General features: G+C 43.6%; 16 protein-coding genes and 1 pseudogene. 4 read left to right on the forward strand and 13 right to left on the reverse strand.

Annotated features, from left to right (window positions below; all coding sequences use genetic code 11):
- Window positions 1-203: 203 nt before the first annotated feature.
- The 3 genes from VP98_RS11770 to VP98_RS11780 form a co-directional block, all read right to left on the reverse strand.
- Window positions 204-1,118, reverse strand: a complete 915-nt coding sequence (locus tag VP98_RS11770; RefSeq protein ID WP_046175587.1) for a LysR family transcriptional regulator — start codon at window positions 1,116-1,118, stop codon at window positions 204-206.
- 72 nt (window positions 1,119-1,190) lie between these two features.
- A complete protein-coding gene (locus VP98_RS11775; RefSeq protein ID WP_046175588.1) occupies window positions 1,191-1,757 on the reverse strand; it encodes an O-acetyl-ADP-ribose deacetylase in 567 nt (188 codons plus the stop codon).
- Window positions 1,741-3,027 (reverse strand): cytochrome P450, encoded by a 1,287-nt coding sequence (locus VP98_RS11780; protein WP_046175589.1) that lies wholly within the window; start codon window positions 3,025-3,027, stop codon window positions 1,741-1,743. The genes VP98_RS11775 and VP98_RS11780 overlap by 17 nt, the downstream gene beginning before the upstream one ends.
- Before the next feature lie 359 nt (window positions 3,028-3,386).
- On the opposite strand from VP98_RS11780, the gene VP98_RS11785 reads away from it, so the two are divergent.
- Window positions 3,387-3,713: a KGG domain-containing protein gene (locus tag VP98_RS11785; RefSeq protein WP_046175590.1), complete on the forward strand. Its 327-nt coding sequence runs from the start codon at window positions 3,387-3,389 to the stop codon at window positions 3,711-3,713.
- 94 nt (window positions 3,714-3,807) lie between these two features.
- On the opposite strand, the gene VP98_RS11790 is transcribed toward VP98_RS11785, so the two are convergent.
- Window positions 3,808-4,275, reverse strand: a complete 468-nt coding sequence (locus VP98_RS11790) for a hypothetical protein (RefSeq protein WP_046175591.1) — start codon at window positions 4,273-4,275, stop codon at window positions 3,808-3,810.
- Between the two features lie 493 nt (window positions 4,276-4,768).
- Between VP98_RS11790 and VP98_RS11795 the strand changes: the two genes are divergently transcribed.
- Complete coding sequence (locus VP98_RS11795) at window positions 4,769-5,530, forward strand: MerR family transcriptional regulator (RefSeq protein WP_046175592.1); 762 nt, start codon at window positions 4,769-4,771, stop codon at window positions 5,528-5,530.
- Between the two features lie 45 nt (window positions 5,531-5,575).
- On the opposite strand, the gene VP98_RS11800 is transcribed toward VP98_RS11795, so the two are convergent.
- Complete coding sequence (locus VP98_RS11800) at window positions 5,576-6,088, reverse strand: SRPBCC family protein (RefSeq protein WP_046175593.1); 513 nt, start codon at window positions 6,086-6,088, stop codon at window positions 5,576-5,578.
- Window positions 6,089-6,148: 60 nt separating this feature from the next.
- A complete protein-coding gene (locus tag VP98_RS11805) occupies window positions 6,149-7,042 on the reverse strand; it encodes a PPK2 family polyphosphate kinase (RefSeq protein ID WP_046175594.1) in 894 nt (297 codons plus the stop codon).
- Between the two features lie 300 nt (window positions 7,043-7,342).
- On the opposite strand from VP98_RS11805, the gene VP98_RS11810 reads away from it, so the two are divergent.
- Window positions 7,343-8,419, forward strand: coding sequence for a serine hydrolase domain-containing protein (locus VP98_RS11810; protein ID WP_052712223.1), 1,077 nt, complete (start codon window positions 7,343-7,345; stop codon window positions 8,417-8,419).
- A gap of 185 nt (window positions 8,420-8,604) precedes the next feature.
- Window positions 8,605-8,874 (forward strand): annotated as a pseudogene (locus tag VP98_RS11815) (CPBP family glutamic-type intramembrane protease); the annotation flags it as partial.
- Between the two features lie 42 nt (window positions 8,875-8,916).
- On the opposite strand, the gene VP98_RS11820 reads toward VP98_RS11815, so the two are convergent.
- The 7 genes from VP98_RS11820 to sigW all read right to left on the reverse strand — a co-directional run bounded on the left by VP98_RS11820 (window position 8,917) and on the right by sigW (window position 17,441).
- Window positions 8,917-10,506, reverse strand: coding sequence for an amidohydrolase (locus VP98_RS11820; protein ID WP_046175596.1), 1,590 nt, complete (start codon window positions 10,504-10,506; stop codon window positions 8,917-8,919).
- A 152-nt stretch (window positions 10,507-10,658) separates the two neighbouring features.
- A complete protein-coding gene (gene glmS / locus VP98_RS11825; protein ID WP_046175597.1) occupies window positions 10,659-12,461 on the reverse strand; it encodes a glutamine--fructose-6-phosphate transaminase (isomerizing) in 1,803 nt (600 codons plus the stop codon).
- A gap of 524 nt (window positions 12,462-12,985) precedes the next feature.
- Window positions 12,986-14,335, reverse strand: coding sequence for a phosphoglucosamine mutase (glmM, locus tag VP98_RS11830; RefSeq protein WP_046175598.1), 1,350 nt, complete (start codon window positions 14,333-14,335; stop codon window positions 12,986-12,988).
- 37 nt (window positions 14,336-14,372) lie between these two features.
- The gene (locus tag VP98_RS11835) at window positions 14,373-15,320 is read right to left on the reverse strand and encodes a CdaR family protein (protein WP_052712224.1); all 948 of its coding nucleotides are present in this window, start codon (window positions 15,318-15,320) and stop codon (window positions 14,373-14,375) included.
- Window positions 15,313-16,152 (reverse strand): diadenylate cyclase CdaA, encoded by an 840-nt coding sequence (cdaA, locus tag VP98_RS11840; RefSeq protein WP_046175599.1) that lies wholly within the window; start codon window positions 16,150-16,152, stop codon window positions 15,313-15,315. Before cdaA ends, VP98_RS11835 begins: the two co-directional genes overlap by 8 nt.
- A gap of 110 nt (window positions 16,153-16,262) precedes the next feature.
- A complete protein-coding gene (locus VP98_RS11845) occupies window positions 16,263-16,859 on the reverse strand; it encodes a zf-HC2 domain-containing protein (protein ID WP_046175600.1) in 597 nt (198 codons plus the stop codon).
- Window positions 16,860-16,877: 18 nt separating this feature from the next.
- On the reverse strand, window positions 16,878-17,441 hold the full coding sequence (sigW, locus tag VP98_RS11850; protein WP_046175601.1) for an RNA polymerase sigma factor SigW: 564 nt from the start codon (window positions 17,439-17,441) through the stop codon (window positions 16,878-16,880).
- Window positions 17,442-17,821: the final 380 nt, after the last annotated feature.

Below are 17,821 nucleotides of genomic sequence, written 5' to 3' on the forward strand. Positions count from 1 at the left end.
GTTTTTAACCAAATTCCGCCTGTTACAGCTTCCGGACCGGGTTTCTTTTACTTTTTAACCCGGCGGGAGACTTAGGCAGCTTCTCCTTTTTATTCCACCGATACAATATGCTCCTTTATTTTATGGTTTTAGGTATTACACTACAGAAAGAAAGATATAACGCAGCGGATAATTTCCATTATTCGCTATAGTAAGAAGTTATATCAATTTGCCAAATGCAGATCGATAATAGCCTGGAGTTCCTGCAGGTATATGTTCGCCATCCGGCCAAGCCGGGTTTTTTCATGGACAATCCATCCGACTGTAATCGTCTCCTCCGCCTCGAGCGGTACAGGAATGATGTTAGAGCCATTTAAATCTTCACTTAAAATACCGCTTGAAATCGTATAGCCATTCAGCCCGATTAACAGATTAAACAGCGTCGCGCGATCACTGACCTGAATGCTTTTTGGCCGCGGCAGCGTGCTGAAGATTTCTTCCGCATAATAAAATGAATTATAAGTGCCCTGTTCAAAGGAAAGGCGCGGGTATCCTTCGAGCTCCTCAAGAGTTACAGACGACTTTGCGGCAAGCGGATTTTGTGTACTGACAAAAATATGCGGCTTCGCTTCAAACAGCGGATGAAACAGCAGCCCTTCTTCTTTCAGCAGCTGGCGCATAACTCTTTCGTTAAAGGAGCTAATATACAAAATGCCAATTTCACTGCGTAAATTTTTTACGTCCTCAATAATTTCATACGTGCGTGTTTCCCTGAGCGTAAATTGATATTCTTCTGCGCCATGTTTTTTGATCATTTCCACGAACGCGTTAACCGCGAAGGCATAATGCTGCGTCGAAACGGAAAAGAGCTGGCGGGAAGGAGCTGAATTTAAATAGCGCTGCTCTAACAGCTCTGTCTGCTCCACTACCTGGCGTGCATAGCCTAAAAATTCTGCCCCATCGGTTGACAGCGTAATGCCTTTCGGTGTCCGGATAAAAATCGTAATTCCGAGCTCTGCTTCAAGCTCCTTGACTGCTTTTGATAAGCTTGGCTGGGACAAAAACAGGCGGCGTGCCGCTTCATTGATCGACCCGCATTGCACAATTTCAATCACATATTTTAACTGCTGTAATGTCATGCTTCCATTCCTTTTTCACTTTTTCTGTCATCATACCATCTTTTATTCCAGCAAAAAAACCGCTAACTGCTTTTAGCGGTTTTCTTCGTCCTGTAAAACTCTGTTCAATGCCGCTTCGTAAACGCGGTAGTCATGTTCAGAAAATAACGTAAATGCTACGCTTCCAAAGGAATGCTCCCTTAGAAAGCCAATTACTGTTTGGAGGGCAATAACGGATGCCTGCTCAATGGGGAAGCGGTACACTCCTGTTGAGATAGATGGGAAGGAAATACTTTTCAGTTCTTTCTCTGCAGCAAGTTTTAATGCATTCCGATAACAGCTGGCCAGCTTTTCTTCTTCCTTTTCCGTCCCTCCATTCCAGACAGGGCCGACCGTGTGAATTATCCAATCGGCTGGAAGTTCGCAGCCTTTCGTAATAACGGCTTCCCCAGCCGGCAGCTCTTCTCCATTTAACTTTTCCATCCGAACCCGTTTGCACTCATCTAAAAGCTCATGGCCGGCCGCACGGTGAATGGCACCATCGACGCCTCCTCCGCCAAGCAGAGATCCATTCGCTGCATTTACGATTGCTTCTGTCTGCTGCCTGGTAATATCACCTACCAGCAGCTCAAGCTTATTATCATTAATTTCTATTTTCATTATTTTCACTCCCTGGAATGATTGAAATGCCGTTCATAATAAACCCGCTTTTCGGCATACTCGGCATGCTGGTCATGCTGAAGCTGAGATCCTGTTCAGGTACAGCGTAAGCCAGGCGGTTTACAAGGAAATCTACGCTTATTTTCATTAATTCAACCGTTATCCACTCTCCTGCACAGCGATGGCCGGTATGATAAACACCTCCGCCCTGCGGAATAAAATCGAACGGGCTTCTTTTCCAGTCCTCAAACCGGGCAGGCTGGAACAAATCCGGGTTTTCCCAGAGCGCTGGATCATGATTGGTTCCATATAAATCGAGAAGCGCCAGGGTATCTTTCTTAAAAGTTATGCCTTTCCACACAAAGTCTGCTGTTACTTTGGCTCCGGTAAACGGGAAAAACGGGTAAAACCGACGCACCTCCTGTATAAAATAAGTAGTGTAAATGGAATCTGGAGAAGCAAGCTTCGGCTTTTCTTCTGGAAATTGATGCAGAGCCAGTGCTGTAAAAGCAAGGTAGATGGATACAGCTGTAATTGGACGTAAAATATTAATTACTTCCACTGCCGCCGTTTCGGTATCCAATAATTCACCATCCAGCTCTTTATAATGGGAAAAAACAAACAGGGCTGATTCTTCCGGAGGATGCAACTTGTTTTGTCTTACTTGCTCAACCAGGCCGCCAACCCATTTTTCCGCTTTTCGTCTGGAACGGCGCGTTTTCCAGTATTCCGGCCCTGCGGAAACAGGTGATTCAAACATGTCAGAAAACTCTTCAGTCCGCTGTTTCACTTCATCTTCTGCAAGCGGAACACCAGCCCATTCGCAGGCAATCCGGCAAAGCAGCTCTTTTGCTTCTTCATATAATACAATTTCCTTTTGCTGTGTCCATTTTTCCGCTGCATTCGTCCAATGCACCCTTGCCAAATCGGTCAGGCGCATAATGTGCTTTGGAGCCATCAGCGACATAAAAGCCGCTTTGCGGCGTTCATGCGCTTCTCCGTCAAGCGTCTGTACACCACCTTCACCAAACAGGGTTTTAACGACTCGTTTTGGTGCCGCCCCTGCCCGCTTAAATTTTGTTGTATCATAAAAAAGCTCCGCCGCTTCCTTGCCGCCCATACAAATGGCCGGCTTGCCCATTAAGCGTGTTTCAAAAACATCCGCTTGAAAGGAATGGCGCCGGTTTGGTATGTATAAATATCCTTCTCTCAGAAGGCTCAGGCTTTGGTCCAGCCCTTCTTCTTTTGGCATCCCATTTTCACCAGACATTTATATCTCTCCTTTTAAGATATTTTTCTTTGTTTTCCCCTTTTTCACCAAAATATAGCTTTTTTAAGTAAAAAGGCCATCCACATTCGTTGAATTTTGTATCTGTATCTTTAGCAGTATAAAAGGCTGCGGAATAAACGCTGAACCCAGATGGCTTTAAAGATCAATAAGCAAGGACAGCATGGTCATTTTCTCCTTTTAAAAGAGAAAAATACGATCAAACCATCTTGCCTCGCGCAACCGTCAATCCAATATTTGGTTCTTTAGTTTCATTTTTATTGAACCCTGTTTTGCAGAATGCGAGGCGGGTAACATACAAGCGTAAGTGAAATCCAAATTTACCGAGGAGGAACCTAATAATGGCTAGAAATAATGATAAAATGAGTCGTGAAGAGGCAGGACGTAAAGGCGGAGAAGCTACAGCAAAAAACCATGATAAGGAATTTTATCAGGAAATCGGACAAAAGGGCGGAGAAGCCACTGCCGAAAACCATGATAAAGAGTTTTATCAGGAAATCGGTAAAAAAGGCGGAGAAGCTACTGCTGACAGCCATGATAAAGAATTTTACCAGGAAATCGGTGAAAAAGGCGGAAGAGCAAGATCCAATTCCAGCGATGACAATGATGGCAAAATGAGCAGAGAAGAAGCCGGCCGCAAAGGCGGACAGAAAAGCCGCCGCTCTTAAAAGCAAATAACCTTGTATTTGGTTCATAACAAAAGCCTGCGGACAGTCCCTTTACAACAAGGGATCTGCCCGCAGGCTTTTTTGTTTAGTTTTATTATGCAGCATCTCCGCTATGATAAGGCTCAAGTGAAAAATGCATAAGAAATTGTAAAAATTCACTGTTTTCTTCTTGAAGAAGACGGTTTGCATAACTCCATGCATTGGTTTCGATACGGAGGGCAAGCCGCTTTTTTTGCAGCGGGTCGTCTGTGCGGTCTATTTCATCGGCCAGAAACTCCAGCTCAGGATCTTCAGCGTGCCCCAGCTCATGGGCAAAGACAGCCGCTAAATGCTGTTCGAATGGCTTTAATGAGCCATACAAGAGGCGGCATTGCGCTTCAATGCCATCCCAATAAAGAATAATTTTATGCTGGGATAAACTGTATTTCCCGCCGGCAATCGTCTGCCGGCCGGCAGATTGATGAATTTCAACAGCAGCCTTGCTGCCTGAAAGGTCAAGGAGACGTTTTATGATAGCTGGAAGCGCAGCAGTTTCAATATAAGAAGAGTTCGTTTCATGCATTCTGGTGTTCTCCTAAGTATTTAAGATAATTTCTGATGTAAAAAAAGCACCTCCATAGTTCAATCAGGCAGTCGACAAAATGCCCTAAATAGAATTGAAGAATGACTCTCTTTTACCATTATACGACAAATCATCTTTCTATAGCTATTTTTAATTTCTGTTCATTATTTTTTTAAAATAATTACATTTTATCCCAATAATTAATTTATACATTTTAAAGATCTGTCCCCTGCTCCTCTATCCGTTTATCTTCTTTACATGTTACTCCCTACCATTCATTTTATGCATATCGTTGAACTATTTGTTTCCTCTCTAATTTAAAAGATTAATTCATGATACAGACTGGAAAATGTACCTTTCCAAATAGATGAAATGAAAATAAAAAACATGCTCCCGGAAAATTCCAGAAATCAAAAAACCAGAAAAATTTTTATTTCTTCTTGACCTTCACGCTGCGTAAACGTTTAGGATAATAACTATCAGGAGGGCTGCTATGGAATATACGATTAACAAATTGGCACAGCTGTCAGGTGTTACCGCAAGAACGCTTCGTTATTACGATCAAATCGGGCTGTTAAAACCAGCCAGAATCAATTCATCCGGCTATCGTATTTACGGGCCAAAAGAAGTTGATTCTTTGCAGCACATTTTGTTTTACCGGGAATTGGAGGTGAGCCTTGAAGATATTGCAGCGATTATAAATGAGCCCGGCTTTGATTCAACGGCTGCACTAAAAAACCATTACAAAAAGCTTCAGCAAAAATGCACCCGCCTTGAGAAAATCATGGCGACTGTCGAAAAAACAATCGCCAGCCAGGAAAGAGGGATACCCATGCAAAATAATGAAAAGTTCGAAGGGCTGAAGGAAAAAATGATTGAAGAAAACGAGCAGAAATATGGGGCGGAAATTCGGAAGCAATATGGCGATCATACTATCGATGCAAGCAATACAAAGCTGCGAAATATGTCCCCGGAAGATTACACTGCCATGAATAAACTGGGTGAAGAAGTTCTTTCGCTGCTGAAGGAAGCCTGCACGGACGGAGATCCCGGGTCGGTCAAGGCACAGGAGCTTGCAGGCAAGCATCGGGAGTGGCTGATGTATTCCTGGCCGGACTATTCAAAGGAAGCGCATGCCGGTCTTGCGGAAATGTATGTGTCGGATGAACGCTTCAAGGCGTATTACGACAAAGAAGTAAAAGGCGGAGCCGAATTTTTACGTGATGCAATTTTCATTTACACAGGAACGAAGTAATAAAAAGCCGCATAAACCCTTTCTCTGGTTTATGCGGTGTTCTGGCTATTGAAGCTCTTTAAGAAAATCGTCAAGGCGGTTAAATTGTGAGGAAAATCCCTGTACCATTCCCATCTCCACGACCTGCTGGAGCTCTTCTGCAGAAGCAAACCGGGAACGGACAATAAGCCTGGTTCTGTTTTCATCTTCTGCAAATTGGATGTCCATCTGAACGGAAGGCGTTCCTTCAATAATATTGCCTTCTTCATTTGTAAGCAGATTCGTATACATGATTCTCTCCGGCTGGACGACTTCGTGAAAAACCGCTTTGCTCCAGGATTCCTCTCCATAATATTCCCCCTGGCTTTTATCCGCACACCGCATGCAAAAATGCCATACACCATCAGGCTTAAATTCAAATTGGCGGCTTTCGGTTTCACATCCTTGAGGCCCCCACCAGGCTTCCAGGTGCTCTGGCTTTGAAAACGCCTGAAAAACAAGAGTACGCGGTGCATCAAAAACTTGTTCCATTATCAATTCACGGTCTTCCGTTTTTGTGTTCATTTTATATTCAGGCATTGTTCTCCCTCCTTAATTAAACGGCGTTAAAATCCTCTATTCACTTTTTATTCCAGCGAATCAATATTTTTGATTTTCAAAGCCACCTGTCTGCTCTTGTTCAAGCCTCTCAATATATTCATCCAACTTCTTTCGATTCTCGGCTGAAATTTCCGGAAACTGCGGATTTATTTTTTCCAGGCACTCAATCATCACTTCTGTAATAAGATAGCGGGAATACCATTCATCGTCAGCGGGAAGCACGTACCACGGGGCGGAGTCGGTCGATGTATGACTCAGCATCTCTTCAAATACTTTCTGATAATCGTCCCAGTGCTCCCGTTCCCGAACGTCATTAAAGGAAAACTCCCAATTTTTCTTCGGATCTTTCATGCGTTCCAGCAGCCGTTTTCTCTGCTCTTCTTTTGATAGATGAAAGAAAAACTTTACTACTAAAAATCCATTTTCAACCATGTATCGTTCAAAATCGTTAATTTGCCGGTAACGGATTGGCCAGATATCTTCTTTTTTGCTTACATGGTCAGGAATCATTTCATCTCCGAGCAGATCATGCACTCTCGGTGCGATAACTTCCTCATAATGCGAACGATTTAAAATGCCAATTTGTCCTCTTGCGGGCAGCGCTTCATGGACGCGCCAGAGATAATCATGGCTGAGTTCCGTCGCAGAAGGCTTTCCAAGTGTAGTGGTTTTCAAACCCTGGGCATTCAAATTTGAAAAAATATAACTGATTGCCTCGTCCTTCCCGGCCGCATCCATCGCCTGAAGAACGACCAGTATTCCCTTTTTCGCTTCCGCATAAAGCTTCCAATGCAGCTCTTTCAGCTTACTGACACTCTCTGGAATACGTCTGTCCAGCAGTTCTGCTTCCTCCAGGCCATGCTCCTCTGTCGTTTTATACTCCTGAAGATCCACCTTTTGGTTTTCTTTGATTAAATAGCGGCCCGTCTTCATATATTCCTCCTATTATTCTTTCTGAAAGATTTTTAGAAATGATCTTACTTTGATGCCTTTCATTTTTCTCCAGGTCTTCTGCTTTTTCTTTAAATACCCCCTTATTAAAAACGAAAACAGCGCTCTGATTCTTTCTCCTGGATTTATTTTTCTCGTGTGAATGGTCTTTACTAAAAAAAGATTGGATAATATTAGGTAAAGGGAAAATAGAGAGTTATAATGAAAACAGCATGATTTCCATTTATGAACATAAGGTTAAAATACGGTAACCGATCTCATTAATAAACGGAGGAATATGCCTTGAAAACGATTAGTAAAGAAGCCGCCAAAATCCATCTTGACCGATACTTCTCTAAGCTTCAGCGAAAAAAAGAGACAGCCGGAATTCAGGTTTTTGTTGAAACTGATAAGCTGGATTTTCATTATACATATCCTTCCGAAAAGTGGAATATGCCGTTTCATATAGCCAGCATAGGCAAGCTTTTTACTGCCTCGCTTATTATGATTCTCTCCGAAAAAAACGATGTTTCCCTGCAAGACTCGCTTCTAAAATATTTTACAGCGAGCGAGCTTGAAGGACTTTTTCTTATTCAAGGCAAAGACTATGCAGAGAAGGTAACAGTTGAACACCTGCTGACTCATACGTCGGGAGTTGCCGACTATTTTGAAGACAAGGTACAATTCGGAGAATCGATGATGGAATTAATTATTTCCAACCCGGATAAAAAATGGTCACCATCTGAACTCATTGACTTTACAAGAGAGCGCCAGCAGGCAGCCGGCCTGCCTGGACAGAAATTTCATTACTCGGACACAGGTTATATTCTGCTTGGACTGCTTATTGAAAAAGTGACCGGCAGGCCTTTTCACGAAAGTCTCCACCAATATATTTTTCAGCCGCTTGGCATGAATGATTCCTATTTGCTTTACTGCTCTGAGCCTTTCCATCCAAAAAAAGCATTTCAGCCTGTTTGGCTGAACGGCACCAATATAACCTTCAATCAAAGCTTGAGCGCCGACTGGTCCGGAGGAGGAATCATTTCGACACCCGCAGACCTTCTCTCTTTTTACAAGGGCTTTAGAGCGGGGTCTTTATTCCAGAAAGAGAAAGTACAGATGATGGAAAAAAGTCTCTCCAAATTCAGGAAGGGTATCTATTATGGGACAGGCATGATGGAGATTCATTTCGAAGAGTTCTTTTTTCTTCTAAGAGGCCTCCCAAAAGTAAAAGGACATATCGGCATTCTTGCGACCCACCTGTTTTATGATCCTTCTACAGATGCTTATATCGTTATGAATTTTGGCTCTAATAAACAAATGGTATCGAGCTTTAAAGCATTAATCCAAATCGTCTCTTATCTAAAGAAAATGCAGTAAACGTAAACGCTGTTCAGCATCTTTTTGATGAATATGGCTTTTATTGCGATCCCGGACATATTGGAAGGGCGCAGCGGCAGCTTTAAAAAACGCGGTATTCAGTGACCTATATTGGAGTCTTTTGGAGCAGCGGTAAATGAAGAGTCCATGCTGCGCCTTGTTCTTGTTACTTTCTTTATCAGGCTTTTGACGAAAGCAAGGAAAAAAGCATTACTCTTTTTCGCATCTGGACCGCTATTTGTTTGTCCGCTGTAATTTTTGGCTCTCCGCACTACAGTACAGCCGAGGCTCACTTTGATATGACATGGGGACTTTTCGCAAGCATGCTTCTTATAAATGGAATAGGCGGCATCGTGTTCGGCGCTCTGTTTATTTTTACAGGCCTTGAATTTGCTATTATCGCTCATTTCATGGCCGACCTCATGATCCACGTTATCGGTCCCTTATTTATTTAAATTATAAAATAAGGGACTTTCAATGCGAGCAATGCGCCCTTATTAAACGCCTTTATCTCTGCTGTACACGGTACGACCTTCCACAACGGTTTTAACCGCTCTGGCGGCCAGCATATCTTCGGAGGTGCCGGCAAACAAATCACGGTCGAAAATTGAAAAATCTGCCGCATAGCCGGGTTTAATCAGCCCTCGTTCATGCTCCTTGCCAATAGCCTGTGCACTGCCGAGGGTATACATTTGAACCGCTTCAAAACGGGAGAGTTTTTGTTCCACTCCATAGCCGTCATGCGCTTCATGCGGCTTTTTGCGTTCGACCGCCGCATAAATAGATAGAAGAGGATTGATGTTTTCTACAGGTGCATCCGTTCCAGCCGCACACATTACACCGCGGTCCAAAAGCGTTTTCCATGGATAAGCAACGTCCAGCCGTTCTTTGCCCAGGCGGTCGACGACCCAGGGAAAGTCGGAAGGCACAAAGGCCGGCTGCACATCAACGACAACAGGCAGGGCAGCTATTCTGTCAATTAAGTCCCGGCGCAGCACACAGCCATGAATAAGGCGGTCCCGCTTTCCTGCTGGAACTGGGTGCTTTTCGATCAATTGCAATACTTGCTCTGCGGCTGCATCGCCGATAATATGTACTGCTACTGCTTCATCGTATTTACGCGCAAGCTTTATTAATTGTTCCAGTTCTTCATCCGTATGAATCAGCAGCCCTTTATTGTCCGGCTGATCCGCATACGGCTTTGACAGCGCCGCAGTGGAGCCGCCCAGTGCTCCATCTGCGAAAATCTTCATTGCCCCCGGCTCAATAAATGGCTCATCAAACTCCACCCCGGCTTTTATCATTTCTTCAAACACTGCATGGTGCCTGAGAAGGCTGACTCTAAAGTGCTGCTTCTCTCCAATTACACGGCGAAACGCAGTTAGAGGATTGGCAAAGCTGCCAAAGTAATGCATATCTTCTGTGTGACCGCCAGTTAATCCATATGACAGCATTTGATTGACTGCCAATTCGAGCACTTCTGTCAGATAATCGAGGTATGCTGCTCCTTTTCTCGGAATTGCCTCTGTAACAGGATCAATGGCTTTGTCATATAAAAGCCCGTTCAAATAACCAGCCGCATTTCGCCCGATTTCACCGCCCGGCGGCGGCTCACTCGCTTCTCCAATACTACCCGCTGAAAGTGCTGCTGTATTGCCTAGCGCCACATGATGGCAAACCCTTGTTAAGAGAATTGGACCTTTGCGGATAGCATCCAGCTCTTCTATTTCCGGAATACGCGCATCGACAAAGCTGTTTTCATTCCAGCCTTCACCAAACAGCCATTTATCCGGCGGGGTTCTCTCTGAAGCTTTTTGAACCAGCTGCAGCATTTCTTCCGCCGAGGAAGCCGCCGATAAATCCAGCCTTACAAAGGTTTCCCCCTGGAAAATCATGTGCAGATGACTGTCTACAAAGCCCGGATACATAGCTGCTCCCTGTAAATCTATTCGCTCTTCCGCTTTTTCAATTAGTTGGTTCATAGCACCCGCTGCGATAATTTTCCCTTCTTCTACAAGGACCGCTTCTACTGTTTTATTTTCTTGTTCCATCGTGTAAATCGTTCCGCCATACCAAAGTTGTTTCATCAAAAGAACCCTTTCTCTGCTCGTTTTATCCTAGCTCAATCGAAAAAGTCAGCCACCTGAAAAAAAGAATGTAGATTAGGTTTTATTTTCAAATTAAGATTTATTCATTTTATTATACAAAAAACCGCCCGATGTTCGGACGGCTTTTTGTATTATTCTACTGTTACAGATTTTGCAAGGTTACGCGGTTTATCGACGTCACAGCCGCGGTGAAGCGCTGCATAATACGCAATCAGCTGGAATGGCACAACAGCTGCAAGCGGTGCAAGAAGTTCATGAACTGGCGGCAGAACGTAACGGTCGCCTTCCTGTTCAAGACCTTTCATTGAAATTACGCATGTATTGGCACCCCGTGCTGCGACTTCTTTTACGTTTCCACGGATATTTAGATTCACAGACTCCTGCGTTGCCAGAGCGATTACCGGTGTACCGTCTTCAATCAGCGCGATCGTACCGTGTTTCAGCTCACCGCCGGCAAAGCCTTCTGCCTGGATATAAGAAATTTCTTTCAGCTTCAAGGCCCCTTCTAAGCCGACATAGTAGTCAACAGAACGGCCGATAAAGAAGCAATTGCGTGTTGTAGCCAGATAGTCTTTCGCGATTTGTTCGAATTCTTCTTTAGCATCGCAAAGAACTTCCATCGCATTGGCTACGATGCCGAGCTCGTGTACAAGATCGAACCCTGTATCGATGCCGGCTTTTTTCGCTGCTGCATCTGCCAGGATAGACAGAACGGCAATTTGTGCAGTGTACGCTTTTGTAGACGCCACTGCAATTTCAGGGCCAGCATGAAGAAGCATCGTATAATCTGCTTCACGTGACAGCGTAGAGCCCGCTACGTTCGTAATAGTGAGAGCTTTAAATCCAAGCTCTTTTATTCTTACCAGTACAGCACGGCTGTCTGCTGTTTCACCGCTTTGAGAAATAAAGATAAAGAGCGGCTTTTTCGATAGAAGCGGCATGTTGTAGACGAATTCACTCGCTACATGCACTTCCACTGGAATATTCGCCATTTGCTCTAAATATTGCTTGCCGACAAGGCCTGCATGGTAGCTTGTGCCGCATGCAACAATATAAAGACGGTCCGCTTCGTTCAGCGCATTAACGATGTTCTGGTCTACCTCAAGCTCGCCCTGCTCGTTCTGGTATGCCTGCATAATTTTACGGATAACAAATGGCTGCTCATCCGTTTCTTTTAACATGTAATGCGGATATGTGCCTTTCTCAATATCTCCGGCATCTAATTCCGCTGTATAAGGAGCACGTTCAATACGTTCGCCGTTTTCATTTTTGATTGTAACGGATTCTTTTGTGACGATGACCATTTCTTTGTCCATCAATTCTACAAATTGATTCGTTACTTGAAGCATTGCCATTGCATCAGATGCAACAACATTGCACTCTTCACCAAGACCGATTAAAAGCGGGCTTTTGTTTTTCGCCACATAAATCGTGTCTTCGTCTTCTTTATCCAAAAGAGCAATCGCATAAGAGCCTTTTAAAAGACCAAGCGTTTTACGGAATGCTTCTTCTGTTGTTAATCCATCCTTTGCAAATAAGCCGATCAGTTGCACAATGACTTCTGTGTCTGTATCACTTTGAAGTGCCACATCCAGCAGATATTCGCGTTTCAGCTGCTCATCGTTTTCGATAACGCCGTTGTGTACAATTGTGTAACGGCTGCCTGCATTCTGGTGTGGATGCGCGTTGTACCGGCTTGGCACACCGTGAGTCGCCCAGCGAGTGTGACCAATTCCTACATAGGATTGTACATCTTCGTCTACAATCTCACGCAAATCAGCGATACGTCCTTTTTCTTTGAAAATGTGCACACCCTCTGTGTTGCGCACAGCAATACCGGCTGAGTCGTAGCCGCGGTATTCGAGCTTTTCAAGCCCTTTCAATAAAATTTCTTTCGTATCCTCACTGCCGATATATCCAACTATTCCGCACATAATTTTTCCTCCCGGTGAGAGGCGTCGGCAAACAAGCGCCGGCTGGGGCACATTGCCTGCCGCGCTCCTTCATATTTTTATTGTTTTTTAGGCACATGTTCCATTCCTTTGTGCAAAAGGTTGCCCCCTTGTTTTAAGAATAAACATAACAGCTGTGTACCTGCAGCCGGGAGGTATCCGCCGAATCATCGATAAACCTCCTCCTCGTCAACTGAACGTATGGTCGTCCGGTTCAGTTCAGGCGCTTTTAATAAAACACGTATCTATCTCTCTCGCTCCTTTCTATGTACAGATAAAAACACGATAATCATACCGCGTTCTATCTGTTTCGTCAACGAAAAAATAATTTTTGCTTCCTAAAAACAGGAGATCAGGCAGCGCGGCAGCCATTCAAAAGAAGAATACACTATTAAGAGATGCAGGCTTATGCGAAAATGGAACGGCTCCCGGAAAAACAGCCGCTGCTTTAAAACAAAAAGAAGCCGGACAGCCCGTTTAAAACCGGCTGCCGAACTTCTTTTTTATTATACGTGAAGCCCCATTTCTTCTTCGACAATTTTTGCTATACGATCTGTGTATGCGTAGCATTGCTCTTCAGTAGCAGCTTCTACCATAACCCGAACAAGCGGCTCAGTACCGGAAGGGCGGACAAGCACCCGGCCGTTTCCAGCCATTTCGGCTTCTACTTTTTCAATTTCTGCTTTCACTTTTGCATTGTCTGTCACATGGTATTTATCTGTTACCCGGACATTCACAAGCTTCTGCGGAAACTTCTTCATTTCTGATGCCAGCTCGGAAAGAGATTTTTTCGTGGCTTTCATAATATTGGCAAGCTGAAGGCCGCTGAGCAGGCCATCACCTGTTGTATTGTAATCAAGGAAAATAATGTGCCCGGACTGTTCTCCGCCTAGATTATAGTTGTATTTTTTCATTGCTTCTACAACGTAGCGGTCACCGACAGCCGTTTGTTCACTTTTAATTCCATGCTCTTCAATGCCTTTGTAAAAACCAAGGTTGCTCATAACGGTTGACACGATCGTATCATTGTTCAAGCGTCCCTGCTCTTTCATATAGCGCGCGCAAATAAACATAATTTGATCGCCGTCGACAATATTTCCTTTTTCATCAACTGCAATAAGACGGTCTCCATCCCCGTCAAAGGCAAGGCCAAGGTCTGCTTCTTTTTCTTTTACAAACTGTGCCAGCTTCTCCGGATGAGTAGACCCCACGCCATCATTAATATTCAAACCGTTCGGTGAAGCACCCATCGTAGAAATGTCCGCTTCCAGGTCTGCAAATAAATGAGCAGCAAGCGAGGAAGTGGCACCGTGCGCGCAGTCAAGAGCGACATGAATTCCTTCAAAGTCTTCATCGACAGACTGCTTTAAGAATTGCAGGTATTTTTGCCCGCCTTCAAAGTAATCATTTAATGAACCAAGATCTGCTCCTGAAGGGCGTGGCAGAAGATCTTTTTCCTGATCAAGAAGCTTTTCAATTTCAGCTTCCTGTTCATCAGAAAGCTTAAACCCGTCTGATCCAAAAAACTTTATGCCGTTATCCTGAACAGGGTTATGAGAAGCAGAGATCATGACGCCTGCCTGCGCATCCAGCGCTTTTGTTAAATATGCCACTCCCGGCGTTGAAATAACGCCGAGGCGCATAACCTCTGCTCCAATAGAAAGAAGTCCCGCTACAAGCGCTCCTTCAAGCATCGGTCCTGAAATACGTGTATCCCGTCCAATTAACACTTTTGGACGATCAGCGTCTTTTGTTAATACATAACCGCCAAACCGGCCCAGCTTAAACGCAAGCTCCGGCGTCAACTCTGCATTTGCGACACCTCTGACACCATCTGTACCAAAATACTTACCCATCTATTGTTTTCTCTCCTTTTATCAAAACGGCTTTTTATTATTTGTCCGTTGATTTTTCGACTGTAACTTTTACCTTTACTTCCTGCGGCGATGAAAAGTTAAATTGTTCTCCAAGATTAACCGGGACTGTCAGCGTTGTATCTTTCGTTACACCGCTCACATCAACCGGAAGTGAAAATTCTTTTAGCTCCTTCAAAGCGGACTCTTTCCCGTAAATCGTAATCTCACTTATATCCGGTTCAAGGGAGGTAACAGTAAGATCATTTGCCGGCGTTCCTTTTGAAACAGCATTCAACGGAACCTTTTTGCTTGGGTTTTTAACTGAAATGGAAACCTGCACGGTAGCCGGCTCCACTTTCACATCCAATTTATTTAAGTTTCCGTCTAACACCTGAACCGCTGCAGTGGCTGTGGTTTCCTCGCTAATTTCATCCTCTCCTGTTAAAGCAGTACGGACAAAAGCAATTTTCTCAATATCTGATTCAGAGCCCGTTACTTCTACTTCATGAGGAGCAACGGTTACGTTTTCTACTTGGTAGCCCTCCGCAAGAGCGGAATCATTGAACTCGGGTGTAACGGTTTTTGTGGTTGTCACTTTTTCCTCAATGGTCACATCCACCGCTGAAGGCAAAATCGTTACATCAAGTTTATCAGAAAAATTTTTGTGTTTAATGGCTACCCGGTGTTTTCCGATTTCATAATCAGTTAAATCAATCATTACTTCAAAATCCCGCAGCCGCTTTGTTGATTCAATAATACTTTTCGGCCCCGACAGTTCAACACGGACCTGCTCCGGCACCCCGGATACATATAAATTTTCTGTATCATAATAGGCCTTTACCGGTACATTCGTCAATATCTCGGTTGAATCACCTGCCGGCTGCACAGCTTCAAAGTCACTAAAATTCACAGTCATGTACAGCAAAAAAGCCAGCAGAAACGCAACAATTCTTGTGAACCATTTGTTTTCAATGAAACTATCCATTATTTTTGCGCCCCTTCCATGTCCAGCGGTTAGAAGAATCATTTTTAACAATTCCAGTTAATAACTGGTGCTCCAAAATATCCTGAAACTCCTCTTCCGTTAAATCACGGTACAAGTCGCCATTTCGAGTAACTGAAATGGCGCCTGTTTCTTCCGAGACAACAATGGTTAAACTGTCGGTAACTTCACTAATACCAAGTGCAGCCCGGTGCCTTGTTCCGAGCTCCTTTGAAATAAATGGATTTTCAGAAAGCGGCAGGTAACAAGCCGCTGCCGCAATTTGATCCTTTTGAATAATAACGGCTCCATCATGCAATGGTGTATTTGGAATGAAGATGTTAATTAAAAGCTCGGAAGTAATAACAGACTGCATCGGAATGCCTGTTTCAATATAATCATTCATTCCCGTTTCTTTTTCAATAGAGATTAATGCCCCAATTCTGCGTTTTCCCATGTAACGAACAGATTTAACGAGCGCGTCAATAATTTTGCGCTGCTCCTCATCTTCCTGAATGGCGCTGCGGGAAAAAATCCGCCCGCGCCCTAACTGTTCTAATGCACGGCGCACTTCAGGCTGGAAGATAATAATAACGGCGAGAAAACCCCAAGTCAGCGCCTGCTGCATTATCCAGCTCAGCGTATCTAACCCGGTAAATCCGGCAATCGCCCGAATAATAATAATAACAAAAATTCCCTTTAACAATTGAACAGCTTTCGTTCCTCTAATTACCATTAGTAGTTTGTAAACAACATACCAGACGAGCAATATATCAATCGTGTTCGATAAATAATCAATAAATGTATAATCTTGAAAATAAGTCGTAAACGGCATACTAGATCCTCCAGGTTGGAATTACGGAGCCGTGAAGAAATCACTTTCTTCCTTAACCTGTCCATTATAACATACAAGCCGAAGAGAAGCAGACGATACCCGTCTGCTTCTTATTGAAATAATGACTTTATTTCATACCAAATTCTGCCGAATAACTGGTCTATTTCTTCAATTTCACCTGTTACGTTTCCAGCGGATGCCATAAAGCGTTCCCCGTTTATAACGGTAACATCGCCTTTTACGGAGCCTTCAATCCGAATATCCCCGTTTTTCACAATGATATCCTCTTCAATTACTGTTCCAGCAGGGACAATCACAGTCTCATTTTCTACTTTTAGCTCACTGTTTTTGGTGAAAGCAAAATGATTGTTTTCCTGGCTGGCCAGTGAGGCAAAGCCGCCGCTCATTAATAAAAGAAATAGGGCTGCTGCGGTTAAGAACGGGTGGTTGCGGAACCAGCGTTCAATTCCGATTTTTTTTCCTTCTTTCGGAAGGAGTGAGAGCACTCTCGCTGTGAAACCGGCAGGAGCTTCAATATGGGAAGCACTTTGAACCAGTGCAATAGTTTTCTTTAATTCCGCAAAATGCTTTTGGCAGTCCGCACATGTTTCAATATGAAATTTTAATTCCTGCTTTGCTTTTTCTTGAATATCCCCATCCAGATACTCATGCATATAATGAACAATCTGCTTTGGACAAGATGTCATCGCTCATCGCACCCTTTCTCACAAATGCCGCAGATGCTTACGCAGTGCTTCACGTCCCCGGTGCACACGTGTTTTTACGGTGCCAAGAGGCAGTTCTAATATATCTGCTATTTCCTGCAGCGGCAATTCTTCAATATATTTCAAGACAATCACCGAACGATACTTTTCTGGAAGCATGATTATTGCTTTATGGATTGATGCTTGTACTTCCAGTCCTTCTACTTCTTCCTCGGGAAGCTGGCCGCCTGACGCCACATGAGAATACATATTAAGCCCTTCTGTTCCGGCGATTTCTGCGTCTAAATGATAATCCGGCTTTTTTTTACGGATTTTATCAATGCACAGATTTGTTGCAATTCGGTACAGCCATGTTGAAAACTTTTTATTTTGATTATATGTGTGTATATTTAAAAAAGCTTTCAAGAAGGTTTCCTGGGCGGCATCCTCAGCCTCGTGGCGGTCCCAGAGCATACGAAAACAGATCTGGTATACTTTGTCTTTATAAAGCTCGACAATTTCTCCAAATGCGTTTTGATCTCCTTTTATTACTTGTTTAATTCGTCTTTGTACAATTAAATCCATTTCTTCTCCCTCCGCCCTCGCGGTATGTAGTAATACGGACATTGGCATATAAAAGTTTCAAAAAAAGCAAAAAAATTAATTATGCACGTTTATATTCAATTTAAATAAGGTATGATTATGTATGCGAGTTGAATAATAGGGGCATCTTTGCTGCTGCTTCGATTTTTGGCAGTGAGTAAACAGATAAAACTAAAAGGTGTTTTACATAATACAGCCAGCCTTCTTTATTGTCCAGAAAAATCCAGTAGAATGAGAATCCGATTAGCTCGTTTAAAGTACGGCTGAAAATTAACCGAATATGGTCATCCCTTCCATTTTATTTCTAATTATAACAGTTTTTTGTCGAATAACGAAGAGATTAACAAAAAAAGCGACTTTTC

It is taken from the genome of Domibacillus indicus, from assembly GCF_000970685.1.
In the GTDB taxonomy this organism is placed as follows: Bacteria; Bacillota; Bacilli; order Bacillales; family Domibacillaceae; genus Domibacillus; species Domibacillus indicus.